General features: G+C 72.9%; 14 protein-coding genes. 8 read left to right on the top strand and 6 right to left on the bottom strand.

Going from position 1 to position 16,733, the window contains the following annotated elements:
* The 4 genes from Cba03nite_RS38735 to Cba03nite_RS38720 form a co-directional block, all read right to left on the bottom strand.
* A complete protein-coding gene (locus Cba03nite_RS38735) occupies positions 1 to 615 on the bottom strand; it encodes an HAD family hydrolase (RefSeq protein ID WP_203757434.1) in 615 nt (204 codons plus the stop codon).
* A 298-nt stretch (positions 616 to 913) separates the two neighbouring features.
* Positions 914 to 2,332 carry an MmgE/PrpD family protein gene (locus Cba03nite_RS38730; protein ID WP_203757432.1) on the bottom strand — a complete coding sequence of 473 codons (1,419 nt, stop codon included), beginning with the start codon at positions 2,330 to 2,332 and terminating at the stop codon, positions 914 to 916.
* Positions 2,329 to 3,186 carry a cyclase family protein gene (locus Cba03nite_RS38725; protein ID WP_203757430.1) on the bottom strand — a complete coding sequence of 286 codons (858 nt, stop codon included), beginning with the start codon at positions 3,184 to 3,186 and terminating at the stop codon, positions 2,329 to 2,331. Before Cba03nite_RS38725 ends, Cba03nite_RS38730 begins: the two co-directional genes overlap by 4 nt.
* Positions 3,186 to 4,382, bottom strand: coding sequence for a CaiB/BaiF CoA transferase family protein (locus tag Cba03nite_RS38720; RefSeq protein ID WP_203757428.1), 1,197 nt, complete (start codon positions 4,380 to 4,382; stop codon positions 3,186 to 3,188). Before Cba03nite_RS38720 ends, Cba03nite_RS38725 begins: the two co-directional genes overlap by 1 nt.
* Before the next feature lie 78 nt (positions 4,383 to 4,460).
* Between Cba03nite_RS38720 and Cba03nite_RS38715 the strand changes: the two genes are divergently transcribed.
* From Cba03nite_RS38715 to Cba03nite_RS38700, 4 genes are all read left to right on the top strand, one after another.
* The gene (locus tag Cba03nite_RS38715; protein ID WP_203757426.1) at positions 4,461 to 5,888 is read left to right on the top strand and encodes a dihydroorotase; all 1,428 of its coding nucleotides are present in this window, start codon (positions 4,461 to 4,463) and stop codon (positions 5,886 to 5,888) included.
* 90 nt (positions 5,889 to 5,978) lie between these two features.
* The gene (locus Cba03nite_RS38710) at positions 5,979 to 6,560 is read left to right on the top strand and encodes a hypothetical protein (protein WP_203757424.1); all 582 of its coding nucleotides are present in this window, start codon (positions 5,979 to 5,981) and stop codon (positions 6,558 to 6,560) included.
* Between the two features lie 239 nt (positions 6,561 to 6,799).
* A complete protein-coding gene (locus tag Cba03nite_RS38705) occupies positions 6,800 to 7,654 on the top strand; it encodes a hypothetical protein (protein ID WP_203757422.1) in 855 nt (284 codons plus the stop codon).
* A 99-nt stretch (positions 7,655 to 7,753) separates the two neighbouring features.
* Positions 7,754 to 8,629 (top strand): hypothetical protein, encoded by an 876-nt coding sequence (locus Cba03nite_RS38700; RefSeq protein WP_203757420.1) that lies wholly within the window; start codon positions 7,754 to 7,756, stop codon positions 8,627 to 8,629.
* Positions 8,630 to 8,802: 173 nt separating this feature from the next.
* On the opposite strand, the gene Cba03nite_RS38695 is transcribed toward Cba03nite_RS38700, so the two are convergent.
* Entirely contained in the window at positions 8,803 to 9,693 is an 891-nt protein-coding gene (locus Cba03nite_RS38695; protein WP_203757418.1) for a hydroxymethylglutaryl-CoA lyase, read from the bottom strand.
* A 76-nt stretch (positions 9,694 to 9,769) separates the two neighbouring features.
* On the opposite strand from Cba03nite_RS38695, the gene Cba03nite_RS38690 reads away from it, so the two are divergent.
* Positions 9,770 to 10,963, top strand: a complete 1,194-nt coding sequence (locus Cba03nite_RS38690; protein WP_203757416.1) for a CaiB/BaiF CoA transferase family protein — start codon at positions 9,770 to 9,772, stop codon at positions 10,961 to 10,963.
* The gene (locus Cba03nite_RS38685; RefSeq protein ID WP_203757414.1) at positions 10,963 to 11,583 is read left to right on the top strand and encodes an isochorismatase family protein; all 621 of its coding nucleotides are present in this window, start codon (positions 10,963 to 10,965) and stop codon (positions 11,581 to 11,583) included. Before Cba03nite_RS38690 ends, Cba03nite_RS38685 begins: the two co-directional genes overlap by 1 nt.
* Here Cba03nite_RS38685 and Cba03nite_RS38680 read toward each other — a convergent pair.
* On the bottom strand, positions 11,580 to 12,638 hold the full coding sequence (locus Cba03nite_RS38680; RefSeq protein WP_203757412.1) for a coiled-coil domain-containing protein: 1,059 nt from the start codon (positions 12,636 to 12,638) through the stop codon (positions 11,580 to 11,582). The genes Cba03nite_RS38685 and Cba03nite_RS38680 overlap by 4 nt on opposite strands.
* 239 nt (positions 12,639 to 12,877) lie before the next feature.
* Between Cba03nite_RS38680 and Cba03nite_RS38675 the strand changes: the two genes are divergently transcribed.
* Positions 12,878 to 14,278, top strand: a complete 1,401-nt coding sequence (locus Cba03nite_RS38675) for a cellulase family glycosylhydrolase (protein WP_203757410.1) — start codon at positions 12,878 to 12,880, stop codon at positions 14,276 to 14,278.
* A gap of 142 nt (positions 14,279 to 14,420) precedes the next feature.
* Positions 14,421 to 16,643 carry a GGDEF domain-containing protein gene (locus Cba03nite_RS38670; protein WP_203757408.1) on the top strand — a complete coding sequence of 741 codons (2,223 nt, stop codon included), beginning with the start codon at positions 14,421 to 14,423 and terminating at the stop codon, positions 16,641 to 16,643.
* Positions 16,644 to 16,733: the final 90 nt, after the last annotated feature.

Here is a 16,733-nt window from a genome sequence, read left to right as displayed (position 1 = left end):
TTAGCCGGGGTAAGTCGACAGGAAGACGCGGCGAAGCTCCGCTACCGTGGCAGCGCTGTCAGTGTGATGCCACACAGCCATGCCTTTTGCTTTCGCGGGCGCCAGGTATGCCGCGATGTCGTCGATGAAGAGGCAGTCTGCGGCCGGAACACCAAGCCTGTCGAGGACGAGGTCGAAGATCTCCGGGTCGGGCTTGCGCAGGCGGACCTGATCCGAGATCACTACGACGTCGGCACGCTCTGCGAGGTTCCAAGGGGCGTAGGGGTCGAAGTGGTCGCTGCCCCAAGAGTTGGACAGGATTCCCACCTTGACCCCAGCCGAACGAATCTCGGCCACGGCGGAGAGCATCACGTCGTCCGGCCGGAGGTCGGCTGCCATTCGGGCGAGGAGGCCATCAGCGGGCACACCGAGCCGCGCCGACATCTCGCGTTCGAACTCCGCCTGACCGATGCCACCGCGTTCCAGGCTTCGAAGGAGTTCGGCCCCTTCCGGATCCTTCGTCACGAGGTCGACAAGGGCATTCTCGGATAGCCCCTCACTCCGGGCAAAGCCGCGTAGGACCTCCCAGAAGTCATTGGTGAGCACGCCGCCGAAGTCGAGTACGAGTGCCTTCAATGCGGGATGCCTCTTGTTTCTGTGGTTGCGGTGCGGTGGTCGCCAGTGAAGTAGACGACGCCGAAGGAGCGGCCGGCAAGGATGATCGCTTGGAGTTCGGCGCTGTCTGCGGCCTTCGCGGCCTCCCAGGCGTGGCCGATATATCGCCACCCGTTGGCCTGGTCGCTGCGGTCGAGCAGGTAGAGCGCTCCGACCAGGGTGGCTATCTCACCGATGACAGTGATGAGCCCCGTTCGGATGGGCTCCGGCGGGAAGCGGGGGGTCGAGGGCGTAGGCGAGACGAAGGTGAGCGGCGTGATCAGGCGACGGTGAGGGCGAGGAGGCGGGCGGCGTCGTGGCGGTCGAAGGCGGCGGCGGCCAGGGTGGCGGCGCGGTCGGCGGGCAGTGACTCGGCGGCGTTCATGGCGAACTTGCGGGCCAGCTCGTCCTCGGACAGCGGATGGCGCTCGCTGCCACGGGAGGAGTCGGCCCGGTGCTCCCACTCGCGCCCGTCGCGGGTGCGTACGCGCAGCACGGCCGCGAACGCGTGCGGGAACAGCTCGGTGGCACGCTCGTCGGCCACGCAGGTGACCCGCGCGGCCAGCGCGAGCCGCTCGCCGGTCAGCTCCCGGAAGTCGTCCAGCCCGAGACCCAATCCGCCCCCGCCGAGCAGCGCGGACGCGACGGTGTAAGGCCCGGAGAACTTCCCGTGGTACGCCGAGCGCGGTCGCGCCTTCTCGTCCGCCGGCTCGGCGATGGTGCGCAGCACGGGCCCCGCCACACCCAGCTCGACCGTGTCGATCGCGGCCGGGTCCAGCCCCGCCTCGCGCAGCGCGAGCGCGCAGTCGATCCCGGGGTGCGTGAAGTGGTTGGTCGGGTAGGGCTTGTACACCGTCCGCGCCAGCTCCCACCGCGTGCCCAGGTCGCCGAGCAACGCGTCGCCGTCGAGGAACCCGCCGGTGTACGCGGTGAAGAACCCGAACCGCCCCTCCAGCACCGTCGGCGGCCCCGTGAGCCCGTCGGCGGCGAACACCGCCGCGCTCACCCCGGCGTGCGCGGCCCAGCCGCAGTGCGTCTTCTTGACCGTGCCCCCGGTCCGGTTGGCCTCCAGCAGCCCCGCCCCCATGGACGCGGCGATGCCCATGGCGTGCGCGATCCCGTCGGCGTCCAGCCCGTACAGCAGCCCCGCCGCGGAGGCCCCGCCGATCGTGCCGCAGATCGAGGTCGCGTGCAGGCCGCGCTCGAAGAACACGGAGTTGCGCAGCTCGCGGTCGTACGCGGCCATGCCGAGCCGGTTGCAGATCTCGATCCCGGCGGCGACGGCGCGGACCAGCTCCGGCCCGGTGGCGCGGGTCGCCTCGGCGGCGGCGAGCGCGGCAGGGACGATGCTCGCGCTGGGGTGCAGCACGGACGGCAGGTGGGTGTCGTCGAAGTCGAGCGCGTGCGCCATGACCCCGTTGACCAGCGCGGCGGCCGGGGCGGGCAGCCGGTCGCCCGCGCCGATGACGGTGGCCTCGGGCGTGCCGCCCCAGCGGCGTACCGACCGCAGCACTGCCGCCACGGCGGGATCGTGCTGGGCGGCGAGGCCCAGCCCGAGGATGTCGAGGATCCGTCCGGGCACGCCGTCAGGGACCGCACCCTTGCGGCAGCCGACCGCGAACTCGGCGAGCGCCTGCACCGCGGTCTGCGGCGGCGTCTCGCCCGGCCCGGCGGGCGTGCCCTGCGGCGGGGCCGTCATGCGGGCACCGCCAGCGGGCGCACCGGGGCGCCGGTGGCGCCGGTCAGGGGCAGGGGGTTGAGGACGAGCAGCATCTCGCGGGCTCCGGTGTCCAGCAGCGGGGCGAGGTTCATCGTCTCGACGATGTGGACGCCGTGTTCGACGAGCAGCACCCGGTGCGCGGGCAGCACGGCGTGGCCGCGCCCGGCGGGGATGCACTCGAAGGCGATGGTCTCCGCGCCGACGGCGGCGGGGGTGTGCGCGGCCAGCCAGCGGGCGCCCGCTTCGCCGGGGCCGGGGGTGCCGTCGCGCTGCCCGACGAACGCGTCGTGCTCGTGCCAGCGCCGGGACCAGCCGGTGCCGATGAGGATCACCTCGCCCGCGCCGATGGCCAGCCCGGCCGCCGCGCGGTCGAGGTCGTCGGGCGTGATCTCGTATCCGGCGGGCAGCACCGTGACGCCGTGCGCGCGGGCGACGTCGAGCAGCACGGCCCGGCCGAGGTACGGCGGGAACGTGTCGATGCCGAGGTCGCTGAAGCCCTGGTGGGAGGCGAGCGCGGCGGCGTCGCGACCGCCGTGCAGCAGGCCGTCCTGGGAGACGTGGGCGAGCGCGTCCACGTGGGTGCCGACGTGGCCGCCGGTGACGATCAGCTCGTTGGCGGCCGAGCCGCCGTCGGGGCGGACCATGTCGCCGTGGCGGCGTTCCAGTGCCATCCGGTACGGCGGGTGGTTCGGCGACTGCGGCATGCCGCGCCGCATCGGGTGGGCCAGGTCGAGCACGGGCCGCCCGGCCAGCGCCGCCCACGGGGTGCCAGCGGGGTGGCGGCCGCTGGGTGAGGACAGCAGGGTGTGCCGGTCGAGTTCGGGTGCCTGCATCAGATCACTCCGGTGGCGCGCAGGGTGGTCAGCTCGTCCTCGGTCAGGCCGAGCCGGTCGCGGTAGACGGCGTCGTTGTCGGCCCCGCGCGGCCGCCCGGTCCAGCCGATCCGGCCCGGCGTCTGCGACATGCGGTAGAGCACGTTCGGCATGCGCAGCGGGCCGAGCACGGGGTCGGCGACGGTGGTGACCGAGTCGAGGGCGGCGTACTGCGGGTCGGTGAACACGTCGGCGATGTCGTAGATGGGGGCGACGGCGGCCTGCGCGTCCTCGAACGCCTTGGCGACCTCGGCCAGGTCGCGTTCGGCGATCCAGCCGCCGACGTATCCGTCCAGCTCCTCGGCGTGCGCGGCGCGGCCGGCGCCGGAGGCGAACCAGGGCTCGGCGATGACCTCGGGGTGGCCGACCAGGCGCAGCACCCGCTCGGCGACGGCCTGGGCGCTGGTGGAGACGGCGACCCAGCGGCCGTCGCGGGTGCGGTAGGTGTTGCGCGGCGCGTTGTTGACCGACCGGTTGCCGGTGCGCTGCTGCACGAGCCCGAGCTGGTCGTACGCCATGGCCTGCATGCCGAGCACGGTGAGCATCGGCTCGACGATGGCCAGGTCGATCACCTGCCCGGTGCCGCCGTTGGCGTCCCGGTGGTAGAGCGCGGTCATCACCGCCTGCGCGCAGGTCAGGGCGGAGATCCCGTCGGCCAGCCCGAACGGCGGCAGGGTAGGCGGGCCGTCGGGCTCGCCGGTGATCGCGGCGAAGCCGCTCATCGCCTCGGCGATGGTGCCGAAGCCGGGACGGTGCGCGTACGGCCCGAACTGCCCGAACGCGGTGACCCGGGCGATGATCAGGCGCGGGTTGACCTGGTGCAGCACCTCGGGGGACAGGCCCCAGCGCTCCAGCGTGCCCGGCCGGAAGTTCTCGATCAGCACGTCCGCCTCGGCCAGCAGCCGTTTGGCAAGCTCCGCGCCCTCAGCCCGGCCCAGGTCGAGGGTGACCGTGTGCTTGTTGCGGCCGAGCATGGTCCACCACAGCGGCACGCCGTCGCGGGACGGGCCGTGCCCGCGCGACGGGTCGCCCTTGGCCGGGTGCTCGATCTTGATGACATTCGCGCCGTAGTCGCCCAGGATCGTCGCGGCGAGCGGTCCGGCGAAGAGGGTCGCGGCGTCGACGACGGTGATCCCGGACAGGGCGGCGGGCGGCATGCGAGAAAGGTACACGCCCTATCCGCAAAAAGGAAACCCCGTTACAGTGTGCGAAACACACTGCTGGGAGGTAATGCCGTGGCCCGCTACGACCTGCTGGTCAAGGACGGAACGCTCGTACTGCCGTACGTCGGCACCGTCCGCGCCGATCTCGCCGTCCGGGACGGGCGCATCGCCGCCATCGCCGACGCGATCGACACCGCCGAGGCCGAGCAGGTGATCTCGGCCCGCGACCGGCTCGTCTTCCCCGGTGCCGTCGACGCCCACTACCACCTGGGCATCTATCGCGACCTCGCGCTCGACGCGGCCGAGGAGACCCGCTCGTCGCTGGTCGGCGGCGTCACCACGGTGCTGTCCTACTTCCGCACCGGCCAGCACTACCTCAACCGCACCGGCCCCTACGCCGAGATCTTCCCGCAGGTGCTCGACGCGGTGGCCGGCCACGCCTGGACCGATTACGGCTTCCACCTCGCGCCGATGGACACCGCCCAGGTGGGCGAGGTGCCGTCGCTGGTCGACGAGCACGGCGTCAGCTCGTTCAAGTACTACATGTTCTACAAGGGCTTCAACCTCTCCGCCGACTCCCGTGACGCCAAATCCTTCACCATGAGCGACGAGTACGACCTCGGCCACCTGTACCAGATCATGGAGGCCGTCGCGGCGAACCAGCGCGACGGGCGGCGGGTGTCGCTGTCCCTGCACTGCGAGCAGGCCGAGCTGATGCGCCTGTTCATCGACCGGGTCCGGGCCGCGGGCGACCCGCAGACGCTCAAGGCGTACTCCGACGCCCGGCCGCCGCTCACCGAGCAGGTCGCCATCGGCGAGGCCACCACGCTCGCGGCGGCCACCGGCTGCCCGGTCAATCTGCTGCACCTGTCCTCGGCCGACGCGATCGCCGCCGCCGGTGCGGCCAAGGCGTCCGGCCGCATGGACCTGCGCTGTGAGGTCACCCTGCACCACCTTTGCCTCGACTACGAGAGCCTGGACCGGCGCGGCGGCCTCGGCGCCAAGGTCAACCCGCCGATCCGGGCCGTGTCCGACACCGAGGCGCTGTGGGCGGCGGTGCTCGACGGCACCGTGGACTGGGTCGCCTCCGACCACGCCTGCTGCCTGGAGGAGCACAAGGGCGACCAGCTGTGGCCGGCCCTGCCCGGCTTCGGCGGCACCGCGCTGCTCTACCCGATCCTGCTCAGCGAGGGCATGCACCGCCGCGGCCTGTCCCCGCAGCGGGTCGCCGAGCTCGCCTCGGCCAACCCCGCACGGGCGTACGGCCTGGCCGGGCGCAAGGGCGGCCTGATGGTCGGCCTGGACGCCGACCTCACCATCGTGGACCCGGAGCTGGAGCAGGAGGTCACCAGCGACCTGCTGCTGTCCGGCCAGGACCACTGCCCGTTCGAGGGTCACAAGGTCAAGGGCTGGCCGGTGACGACCGTCGTCGGCGGCCGGATCGCCTACCGCGACGGCCAGGTCCTCGGCACCCCGAGCGGCCGTTTCGTGGCCCGCTGAGGCGGCACCGCAGCGCGCCTCAGCCTTGCCGGGGCGCGCGGCGTGCCGACGGGGTCCGCGTGGGAGATCGTCTCCGCCTACTCTGTCGCCATGATCGTGCAGCATGACGTGATCGACCTGGACCAGGCCGCAGATGCGGGCGGGCGCAGCGATGCCCTGTTCGGCCGTTTTGGCGGCCGCCGGGTCGCCGCGTTCCTCGCCGTCTTCGTGGCGGGTCTGGTGGTAGGGGGCGTCGCCGTCAACGGCTGGCGCGATCACCTGGAGGACACGGCGCAGGCCGCGAAGGTCGCGCTCGTGGTGCGGCCCGAGACCGCCAACTTCGGTGGCTCCGCCACCGCGACCTCGGTGAATCTGTCCGGCAGGCTCGTCGTGTTCAACGCAGGGCCCAGGCCGGTCGTGATCCGCGCGGCCGAGGCGGAGCAGCCCGGTGTCCGCGTCGCCAGCTGGGGCCAGGCGGCCCTGCCGGTGCCGCCAGACGGCACCGGGCGCTTCCTCGTCCAGCTGCAGTTCGGCTGCCCTGTCGACTTCCCATCGGATCCGCTGCCCATCAGACTCTCCGTCGAGACGGTCGACGGCCAGGTGCGCGAGGTCGTGTACGACGTGGCGCTCGCGGACACCGACTGGCAGCGCGACGCGATCGGCATGTGCGATCCCGCACTGACCGGAAGGTAGAGCCTGCTGTCGGGCACCCACAGGTGCGCGGCAGCCCTGACGGACAGTTCGCTGTGTCGACCCGGCGGCGAAGGGCGCGGCGGGTGCACGAACGACTGGGTGTGCGCCCCACCCTGCGCGTCCCGGCCGCGGCGGCTCGGCCGCGTGTGTCGGATTGACGGCTTCGGCTGGGCGTGGCGGGTGCTGCTGCCGAAGATCGAGGTCCCGGCATCCCGGCCGGACGGCTGTCGAGGAGTGCCATGAGCATCCTGCGTCGTGTCTGCACGGTCGCCGCCGCGACCGCACTCGCCCTGGCGGGGTCCGCCGTCGTGGTGGCCACCCCGGCGGTCGCGGTAGCCGGACGGGTCGTCGTCAGCGCGACGACGCCGACGGACACCGCCAGCAAGATCGCCACTGTGTCCTGTCCGGCCGGGACCCTGCTGCTAGGCGGCGGCGGGGACGTCGTCGACGGAGTGGGCCGGGTCCGGCTCTACCGTGTGGGACCGTCGGTCTGGGGCGGGCAGGTGATGGAGGCGGGCGCCCACCAGGATCCCCAGTCGGGCGTCGCGCCCGTTCCCTTCGCGGTCACCGTGTGGGCGATCTGCGGGACCGGTGTGACCGGGCACGAGATCGTGAACCTCCGTCCCGCCATCCCCGGCTACCAGCTGTCGGGCAGCGCCAGTGCGAGCTGCCCGGCGGGCAAGAAGGTCATCGGCATGGGCGGCGGCGCGCACAAGTCACTGCTGGCCCTGCTCACCGGGATCAGGGTGGACTCCGCGCTGAGCACCGTCACCGTCGACTGGCACCGGCGGCCGGACAACCAGGAGATCAGCGGCACGGCGTACGTGTGGGCGATCTGCGTGAACCCGGTGCCCGGCCAGCAGCGGGTCAGCGCGCAGAGCGCGACCGGCACGGCGGACAAGCTCGTCTTCGCCTACTGCCCGTTCGGTACCGAACCGCACGCCGTCGGCGGCGGCGTCGAGTACGGCGGCGACGCGGCCATGCTCGACGCGGTGGCGCCGGTCGCGCCGAACAGGGTCTTCGTCGACGCCCGGGACACGTTCTTCGGCGCGGCCGTCCCGTGGCGGGCGTACGCGCAGGCGATCTGCGCCTGAGCAGGCGCGTCCACGGGTGTCGGATAGGCGGCGACCGCTCGCGGCGGCTCCCGGCCGGCCTCACGATCAGGGCACGACCCCTGACACGTGAGGACAGCCATGAACCCACTCCGTAGTGCCCGCGTGCTCGCCGTCGCACTGCTCGCGGCGGCGAGCACCCTCGCCCCGGCCGCTCCGGCGGCTGCCGTGCCGGGGCGGGTCGTCGTCTCCGGGACGACCCTTGCCGACCTCGCGGCCAAGACCGCCGAGGCCGTGTGCCCCGCCGGGACGCTGCTGCTCGGCGGCGGCGGGCGGGTGACCGGCGGCAACGGCGTGGCGCAGCTCAACCACACCGGGCCGCGGGCCGACGGGCGGGCCTGGCAGGCGACGGCCTACCCGCACGAGGGATACCGCGACGGCGTGTTCGTGCCGGTCACGCCGTTCGCGGTGCAGGCGTGGGCGGTCTGCGGCACGGGAGTCACCGGCCACACCATCGTGCGCACCTCGTACGAGTCGCTGCCGGGCCAGACCACGGGCACCGCGAAGGCGTACTGCCCCAAGGGCCGCAAGGCCATCGGGCTGGGCGGCAGCGTGCACAAGTCGCGGTTCATCCTCGACGACCTCGTCGTGGACGCGGCCCTGGGCATGGTGACGGTGCAGTGGAACCGGGCGCGCGAGGTCGTGCCGGGCGACTACGCCGGGCTCGTCGGCTGGGGCGACGTGTGGGCGATCTGCGTCGACCCGGTGCCCGGCCAGCAGCGTGCGTACGCCGCCAGCCCGCTCGACACGGCGGACAAGTCCGTCGTGGTGACCTGCCCGGCCGGGACGACCGTGCACGGCATCGGCGGCGCGCTCGGCTACGCCGACAACGGCGCTAAGTTCGAGGCGATGGCGCCGTGGACGGGGTCCGGCACGGCCCAGGCCGCCGCCCGGCCGATGGTGTACGGCACGACCACGCCCTGGCAGGTCTCCGCGATGGCGATCTGCGCCGCCTGAGCGCGGCGGCCGCCCGGGCCGACGGCGTCTGCGGCGTCGTCGTGGTCGGGCGGCATGACGTGATCGCTCTGCTGCCGCAGACGGGTGTCACCTGTCGGCGTGGCAACAAAGATGATGCCTTCGCATCATCTTTGTTGCCACGCCGGGACGACATGGCCGCCCGCGGGGGCGGATCAGCCGGGCGGGAAGACGCCCGCCCGGCCCAGCATCGCCGGGGCCGTCACGCCGAGCCGCTCGGCGATCCAGGTGCCGGTCTCGGCAGCCCCCGCCGTGTCCACGCCGGTCGCGACACCCGAGCGGCCGAGCAGGTAGGACAGGTCCTCGGTGGCGATGTTGCCGGTCGCGGCGGGCGCGAACGGGCAGCCGCCGATGCCGCCGATGCTGGCGTCCAGCGCGGACACCCCGTGCTCCAGCGCGGCGAGCGCGTTGGCGTAGCCGGTGTTGCGGGTGTTGTGGAAGTGCGCGCGCAGCGCGACGTCCGGCGCGGCCGAGCGCACCGCCGTGACCAGCTCCGCGACCTGCCGCGGCACGCCCACGCCGATCGTGTCGGCCAGGCAGATCTCGTCCGGTGGGGCCGCCATGGCCTGCTCCACCAGCGCCCGGACCCGCTCGGCGGGCACCTCGCCGGTGAACGGGCAGCCGAACGCCGCCGCGACCGTCAGCGTCGTACGCAGTCCCGCGGCGCGAGCGGCGGTGGCGACGCCCGCCCACTGGCCGAGCGAGAGCGCGCTGCTCATGCCCTGGTTGCGCTGCGAGAACTCGTCGGTGGCGACCAGCACGTAGTTGACCTCGTGCACGCCCGCGCTGGCCAGCGCCCGGTCCAGCCCGCGCTGGTTGAGCACCAGCCCGATATAGGAGACCCCGGCGGGACGCGGCACCGCGGCGAGTACCGCCTCGGCATCGGCCATTTGCGGCACGCGGGCCGGGTGGGCGAACGCGACCGCCTCGATGCGGCGCAGTCCCGCGGCGATCGCGCGGGTGATGTAATCGACCTTCACCGGGGTCGGCAGCAGGGCCTTCTCGTTCTGCAGCCCGTCGCGCGGGCCCACCTCGACGATCTCCACGGCTTCCTCTCGACACGGCCACCGCGTAGGGTGGTTCCTCTAGCGAAACAGCGTTTCCAAAGCATAGGATCCCGCCGTGACTGGTGCACTATCCGACATCCGGGTGATCGAAACCGGAACCCTGCTGGCCGGACCGTTCTGCGGCCAGCTGCTCGGCGATTTCGGCGCTGAGGTCATCAAGCTGGAGGACCCCGGCAAGGGCGACCCCATGCGGCAGTGGGGCCGCGAGAAGCCGCACGGGCAGTCCCTGTGGTGGCCCGTCGTCGCCCGCAACAAGAAGTCCGTCACCTGCAACCTGCGCAGCCAGGCCGGGCAGGACCTGGTGCGCCGCCTCGTCGCCGACGCCGACGTGCTGCTGGAGAACTTCCGACCCGGCACCCTGGAACGCTGGGGCCTCGGCTGGGACGAGCTGTCCGCGATCAACCCGCGGCTGATCCTGGTCCGGGTCACCGGCTACGGCCAGACCGGCCCGTACGCGCCACGCGCCGGCTTCGGCTCGATCGGCGAGGCCATGGGCGGCATCCGGCACGTCATCGGCGAACCCGACCGGCCCCCGGCCCGCGCCGGCATCTCGCTCGGCGACTCGCTCGCCGCGACCTACGCCGCGTACGGCACGCTCGCCGCACTGCACGCCCGCGAGCGCACCGGCCGCGGTCAGGTCGTCGACTCGGCGATCTACGAGGCCGTGCTGGCCATGATGGAGTCCCTGCTGCCCGAGTGGGCCGTGGCCGGATACCAGCGCGAGCGCACCGGCGCGATCCTGCCCAACGTGGCCCCGAGCAACGCCTACCCCACGGCCGACGGCTCCGACGTGCTCATCGCCGCCAACCAGGACACCGTCTTCGCCCGGCTGTGCGACGTGATGGGGCGGCCCGAGCTGACCACCGACGCCCGCTACGCCACGCACGGCGCGCGCGGCGCCCACCAGGTCGAGCTGGACGACCTGATCAGCGAGTGGACCCGCACCCGGCCCGCCGACAAGCTGCTCGCCGAGCTGCACGAGGCGGGCGTGCCCGCCGGTGGCGTCTACACCGCCAAGGACATGCTGGCCGACCCGCACATCGCCGCCCGCGAGGCGATCGTGCGCGTGCCGCACCCCGACTTCGGCGAGCTGCCCATGCAGAACGTCGCGCCGCGCCTGTCCGCCGACCCCGGGTCGGTGCGCTGGGCGGGCCCGTCCCTCGGCCAGCACAACGACGAGGTCTACGGCGGGCTGCTCGGACTGAGTGACGACGAGCGCGCCGAGCTGCGCGCGCAGGGCGTGATCTGATGGAGCTGCACGCGGACTACACGGCGGCGGGGTTCTCCCGGCGCCTCGGCTGGGGCAGCCGGCCCGCGCTGCTGCTGGTGGACCCCGTCGCCGCGTACACCCTGCCGGGTTCGCCCTTGTTCCTCGACACCGCGCAGGCCGCGGTCGCCGCCATGGCCGCGCTGCTGGGCACCGCGCGCGGCAGCGGCCTCCCGGTGGTCCTCACCGGCGTGCGGTACGCCGACGCGACCTGCTCCGAAGCACCCCTGTTCGCCGCGAAGGTGCCCGCGCTGGCGGCGTTCGCCGCGGGCAGCCCGCTGGGGGAGTTCCCGCCCGAGCTGGCGCCCGCGCCCGGCGAGCACGTGGTGCACAAGCACTACGCCAGCGCCTTCGCGGGCACCTCGCTGCCCGCCTGGCTCACCGCCAACGGCGTCGACACCCTCGTCATCGGCGGGTTCTCCACCAGCGGCTGCGTGCGCGCGTCCGCCGTGGACGCGCTCCAGCACGGCTTCCGCCCGATGGTGGTGCGCGAGGCGTGCGCCGACCGCGACCCCGGCCCGCACGACGCGAACCTGTTCGACCTCGACGCCAAGTACGCCGACGTGGTGCCCCTGGCTGAAGCCCTCACCCGGCTGAGTTAGTACACCGACAGGTGCACGTGGTTGGTGTGGTCGGCCGAGGGGGAGCTGCCGCACTTCGCGCTGCCCGAGTCGTAGTGCTGCCAGCCGGACCCCGGCAGCCAGATCTTGCAGTAGAAGACGACGTAGAGCACCCCGAGCCGGCGCGCGTTCTTGATGAAGAACGAGGCGAGCCGGTCGCCGTACACCCTCGCCTCGCCCTTGGCGGAGGACTCCGAGAATCCGCCGGTGTTCGTGGCGAAGTCGCAGGCCCGGCCGGTGGGGTGCTCATACCGGCCGCCTGAGCGGTGGCAGGAGGTCAGCCGCTTGAACCCGGCCTGCTGCGCCTGCCGCAGCGCGTGCAGCGTGCGCGGAGTGATGCAGCCGGAGGTGGTCGGGTCGTCGATCGTGCACTTCTCGCGGGGCCAGCTCCCGTCGCGGTTGCGCGGCGCGGGCGCGGCCAGCGGCGACGCGGGATCGACCCAGCCCTCGGCCGCGTAGCCGCCGGCGGCCGACAGCGCCACCTCCATCGCCTTCTTGCGCCGCGACATCTCGGCTACCTGCCTGGCCTGCTCCCGCACCTCGGCGTCGACCGACGCCTTGGCCGCCGCGGCCGTGGCGCGTGCCCCCGCCAGCTCGCGCAGCCGGGCGTCGTCGTACGCGGCGAGCTGCTCGACCGCGGCGATCCGGGCCAGGTACTCGTCCTGCGAGGACGCCCTGACGATCATCCCGAGCACGCCCAGCCGGCCCGTCCGGTACGCCCGAGACGCGTACTTGGCGACCTGCTCCCTGGCCGCGTCGAGGCGGCGGTCGGCCGTCTTGACCTCGGCGGCCAGCTCGGCCTGGCGCTTGCGCGACGATCCCAGCGCCGCCTCCGCCGTAACGTAGGCGGTCGCGGCCGTCTCCAGATTGGCACGCAGCGTGGCGACCTTCGGCGAGGCCGTCTCGGGCACGTCGTCGGGCTCGGCGGCCGCGGCGGACGCGGCGGGGGCCGCGCCGGCCAGGAGCGCGACGGCCACCGCGACGGCGGCGGCGATCCGTCCGCACCGGCGGCGGGCTGGGGTCGCGGACTCGAACATCCTTTTCGTGGGCGCGGAGCTGTCAGATTCCACGTGGTGACTAACGCGTCAGAGACGTGAAACGCACCGGACCCGGCGAACCGGACCGGCCGAGCGGGATAGTTGCGAGTCCATACGAATTCGCCTAGGCTGATGTCCGCGCGGGTGTCTTGGGCAGCGACCAGCGGTCAGGCGTTCTTGCCTGCACCGATACCTGTCCCGCCCCCATTCCTCGGGGCCTTCCTGCCTGAAGGTAGGTCATGAAAAGACTGCTCACTTCCATCGGCGTGGCCGTGCTGGCCCTCGCCGCGTCCGTCCTGGTCGCCGTCGCGCCCGCTGAGGCGGCCGTCGGCCTGCGTATCAGCGGCACCGACATCGTCGAGGCCAACGGCCAGAAGTTCGTCATGCGCGGGGTCAACCACCCGCACGTCTGGTACACCGGCCAGACCAGCTCCTTCGCCAACATCAAGGCCGCCGGGGCCAACACGATCCGGGTGGTGCTCGGCAGCGGCAAGCGCTGGGGCCCGTCCAACGACGTCGCCAACGTGATCACTCTGTGCAAGACGAACAAGCTGATCTGCGTGCTGGAGGTGCACGACACCACCGGCTACGGCGAGGAGGGCGCGGCCGCGTCGCTCGACGAGGCGGTCAACTACTGGATCAGCCAGAAGAGCGCGCTGGTCGGCCAGGAGAACTACGTCGTCATCAACATCGGCAACGAGCCGATCGGCAACGTCAACGCGAGCCAGTGGACCGCCGCGACCGTCGCCGCGATCCAGAAGATGCGCACCAACGGCTTCCAGCACCTGATCATGGTGGACGCGCCGAACTGGGGCCAGGACTGGCAGTACACCATGCGCGACAACGCGCAGACGATCCTGAACGCCGACACCCAGCGCAACACGGTGCTGTCGATCCACATGTACGCCGTGTTCAACACCGCCACGGCGATCACCGACTACCTGAACCGGTTCCGGACCAACGGCTGGCCGCTGGTGATCGGCGAGTTCGGCTGGCGGTTCAACAGCAACGAGGTCGACCACGAGACGATCCTGGCCGAGGCGCAGGCCCGCGGCCTGGGCTACCTCGCGTGGTCGTGGAGCGGCAACACCGACCCGATCCTCGACATGGCGCTGAACTTCGACCCGGCCCAGCTCACCACCTGGGGTCAGCGCATCGTGAACGGCGCGAACGGCCTCAAGGCCACCGCCAAGGAGGCGACGATCTTCGGCGGCACCTCGTCGCCGAGCCCGTCGGCCTCGACCGGCCCGTCGCCGTCCGCGAGCCCGTCGGCCAGCCCGTCCGCCTCGCCGAGCCCGTCGCGGTCCACCGGCCCGTCGCCGAGCGCGTCGCAGGGCGGGCGCAGCTGCTCCGCCACGTACACCATCACGAACTCGTGGCCGGGCGGCTTCCAGGCCGAGGTGAAGGTGACCGCGGGCAGCTCCGCGATCACGGGCTGGGCGGTGAACTGGACGTTCGCCAACGGCCAGACCGTCACCCAGGCCTGGAGCGCCACCGTGACCAGCAGCGGGGCCGCGGTGACCGCGCGCAACGCGAGCTGGAACGGCAGCCTCGCCGCGAGCGGCAGCACGAGCTTCGGCTTCCTCGCCTCCTGGAACGGCACCAACGCCGTCCCGGCGGTGACCTGTACCGCCGGCTGAGAAAGACGGGGTGGCCGGCAGGACCGGCCACCCCGCCCCCCGTGGTCGCAGCGGAACTAGTATTAAACGGGACGTATAGCGATCAGTACGGACAACATGGCTGGGCAGACACCATGCCGGCGGGGTTCAGCACGGGGGCGGAATGGTGCACGAGGACCGGGTGTCGCCGGGCGGGCGCGATCGGGTTCTGCTCGGCTTCGCGCTCGGCTGCCTCGGCTGGCTGCTGCTGTACGCCGCGCTGACCTACCTGGGCCGCGACTCGCCGAGCCTGGCCCGCTTCACCGGAGAGATCCTCTACCTGGTCCCCATCGCCGCCTTCGTCGGCCTGAGCCGGTACGCCGCGAAGCGTGCCTCGGGCCGCGACCGCACCGCCTGGCGGCTGCTGTTCACCGCGAGCCTCCTGTGGCTGGCCGGTGACCTCACCTGGGCCTATTACGTGTACACCACGCCGGGCAGCCCACCGGTCCCCACGCTCGCCGACCTCTTCTACCTGCTGCGTTACGTGTTCACGATTCTCGGCATCGTGGTCGGGCTGGGGCTGCGGATGCGCAGCCTGCTGGACGCGCTGCTGGTAGCCGCGGCCGGGGCGGCGATCGGCTGGCAGGTGGTCATCGCCCCGCTGGTACCGGAGACCTGGCATCCCGCCGAGTTCGTCAACTTCCTCTACCCGGTGTTCTCGGTGATCATCGTCGCGATGCTGGGGGCGCTGCTGCTGGTCGCCCCGCGCCGGGTTCCCCGGTCGATGATCGTCGTCGGGGCGGCGTTCGGGTTCGCGGTCGTGATGGACGCGGTCTACGCGTACCTCAGCGTGCTGCACCCGTACACCAGCTCGACCTGGCTCAACGTGGGCTGGCAGGTCGAGGCGGTGCTGATGTGCCTGGCCGCGCTGATGGCGGGCCGCCACCCCGCCGGCGAACGCGAGCCGCTGGCCGCCCGCGAGGTGTCCTTCCTGCCCGCGCTGGTCGCGGTGCTGATCGTGGGCAGCCTCGCCATCGCGGACATGCTCCTGGTCGGGCACCTCAGCCGGGTGACCCTGTCGGTCGCCCTGCTGCTGCTCATGGGCCTGCTGGTGCGCCAGATCGTCGCCGCCCGCGACCGCGCCCGGCTCACCGAGCAGCTGCGCACCGCCGCCATCACCGACTCGCTGACCGGCCTCTACAACCGGCGCTACTTCGAGGAGAAGCTCGCCGCCGAGACGACGGCGGACCACGGCCCGCTGAGCATCATCCTGGTCGACCTGGACCACTTCAAGACCGTCAACGACACCTACGGCCACTCCGTCGGGGACGCCGTGCTGTCCGAGGTCGCCGACCGGCTGCGGCGCCCGCTGCGCGGCAGCGACCTGCTCTGCCGCTACGGCGGGGAGGAGTTCGTCTGCCTGCTGCCCCACACGGACGGCCGGGCGGCGCTGGACCTCGCCGAACGGCTGCGCGCCGACCTGCGCGCGGCCCCGGTGGTGGTGCCCGGCGTCGCCGAGCCGCTGCCGCTGACGGCCTCGTTCGGGGTCGCCTGCGCCGAGCCGGCCGACCACGGCGGGCAGCTCGCCGTCGACGACGTCGTCGAAGCCGCCGACCGCGCCCTGTACGGCGCCAAGTCGCTGGGCCGGGACCGGGTGCTCGGCTGCGGGCCGTTCGGGCAGGTCGACGCCGCCCCGGCGCTCGACCTGCCGCCCGCCCTGGTCTGGCTGGCCGACGAGACCGACCGGATCCGCGGCGACGGCTTCCGCAGCGCCGCGATCAGCGGCTGGGCCTGGACCACCGCGGCCCGGCTCGGCCTGGACGAGGCGACCCAGCAGCGCATCGCCGCCGCCGCCCGACTGCGCGGCCTCGCCTGCGCCGACCTCGACGGCTGCCGCCGCGACCACGGCCTACCCGACGACCACGGCACCCGACCGGTTCAGGACCTCGGCGATGACTCCCGCGTCCGCCCCGAGGAGGCCACTCGACGGCTCGGCGAGGCCCGCCCTGAGGAGGCCACTCGCCGGCTCGGCGAGGCCCGCCCCGAGGAGGCCGCGCGGCGGCTCGGCGAGCTGGCGAACCGCCCCGACCTGGTGCCGGTCCTGGCCGCGCACCATGAGCGCCACGACGGCACCGGTCATCCGCGCGGGCTCGCCGGTCCGGCCATTCCCGTCGGCGCGCGCATCATCGCCGTCTGCGACGCGTGGGCCGATGCCCGCGGCACGTCATCGCCCTATCCGCCGGTCCCCGGCTCGCCCCGCCTCGTGCTCGAAGCGGGCCGGGGCACCCGTTTCGACCCCGCGGTCCTGGACGCCTTCCTGGCCCTCGTCACCGAAGGCGAGATCGCCGACCCCACCCCCGCCTGCCGCCCACCCGTCCCCACCCGCTCCGGCCCCACCCCCACCTGACCCACGCCCAGCCCGACCTGACCCACGGCCACCCCCACCCATTGCGCCGATCTTGCGCGAACTGTGGGTACGACACGCCTGAATCGGGGG

Source organism: Catellatospora bangladeshensis (assembly GCF_016862575.1).
GTDB lineage: Bacteria > Actinomycetota > Actinomycetes > Mycobacteriales > Micromonosporaceae > Catellatospora > Catellatospora bangladeshensis.
Note: the sequence above shows the minus strand (reverse complement) of the source record. Positions and strands in the feature narration are given on the sequence as shown.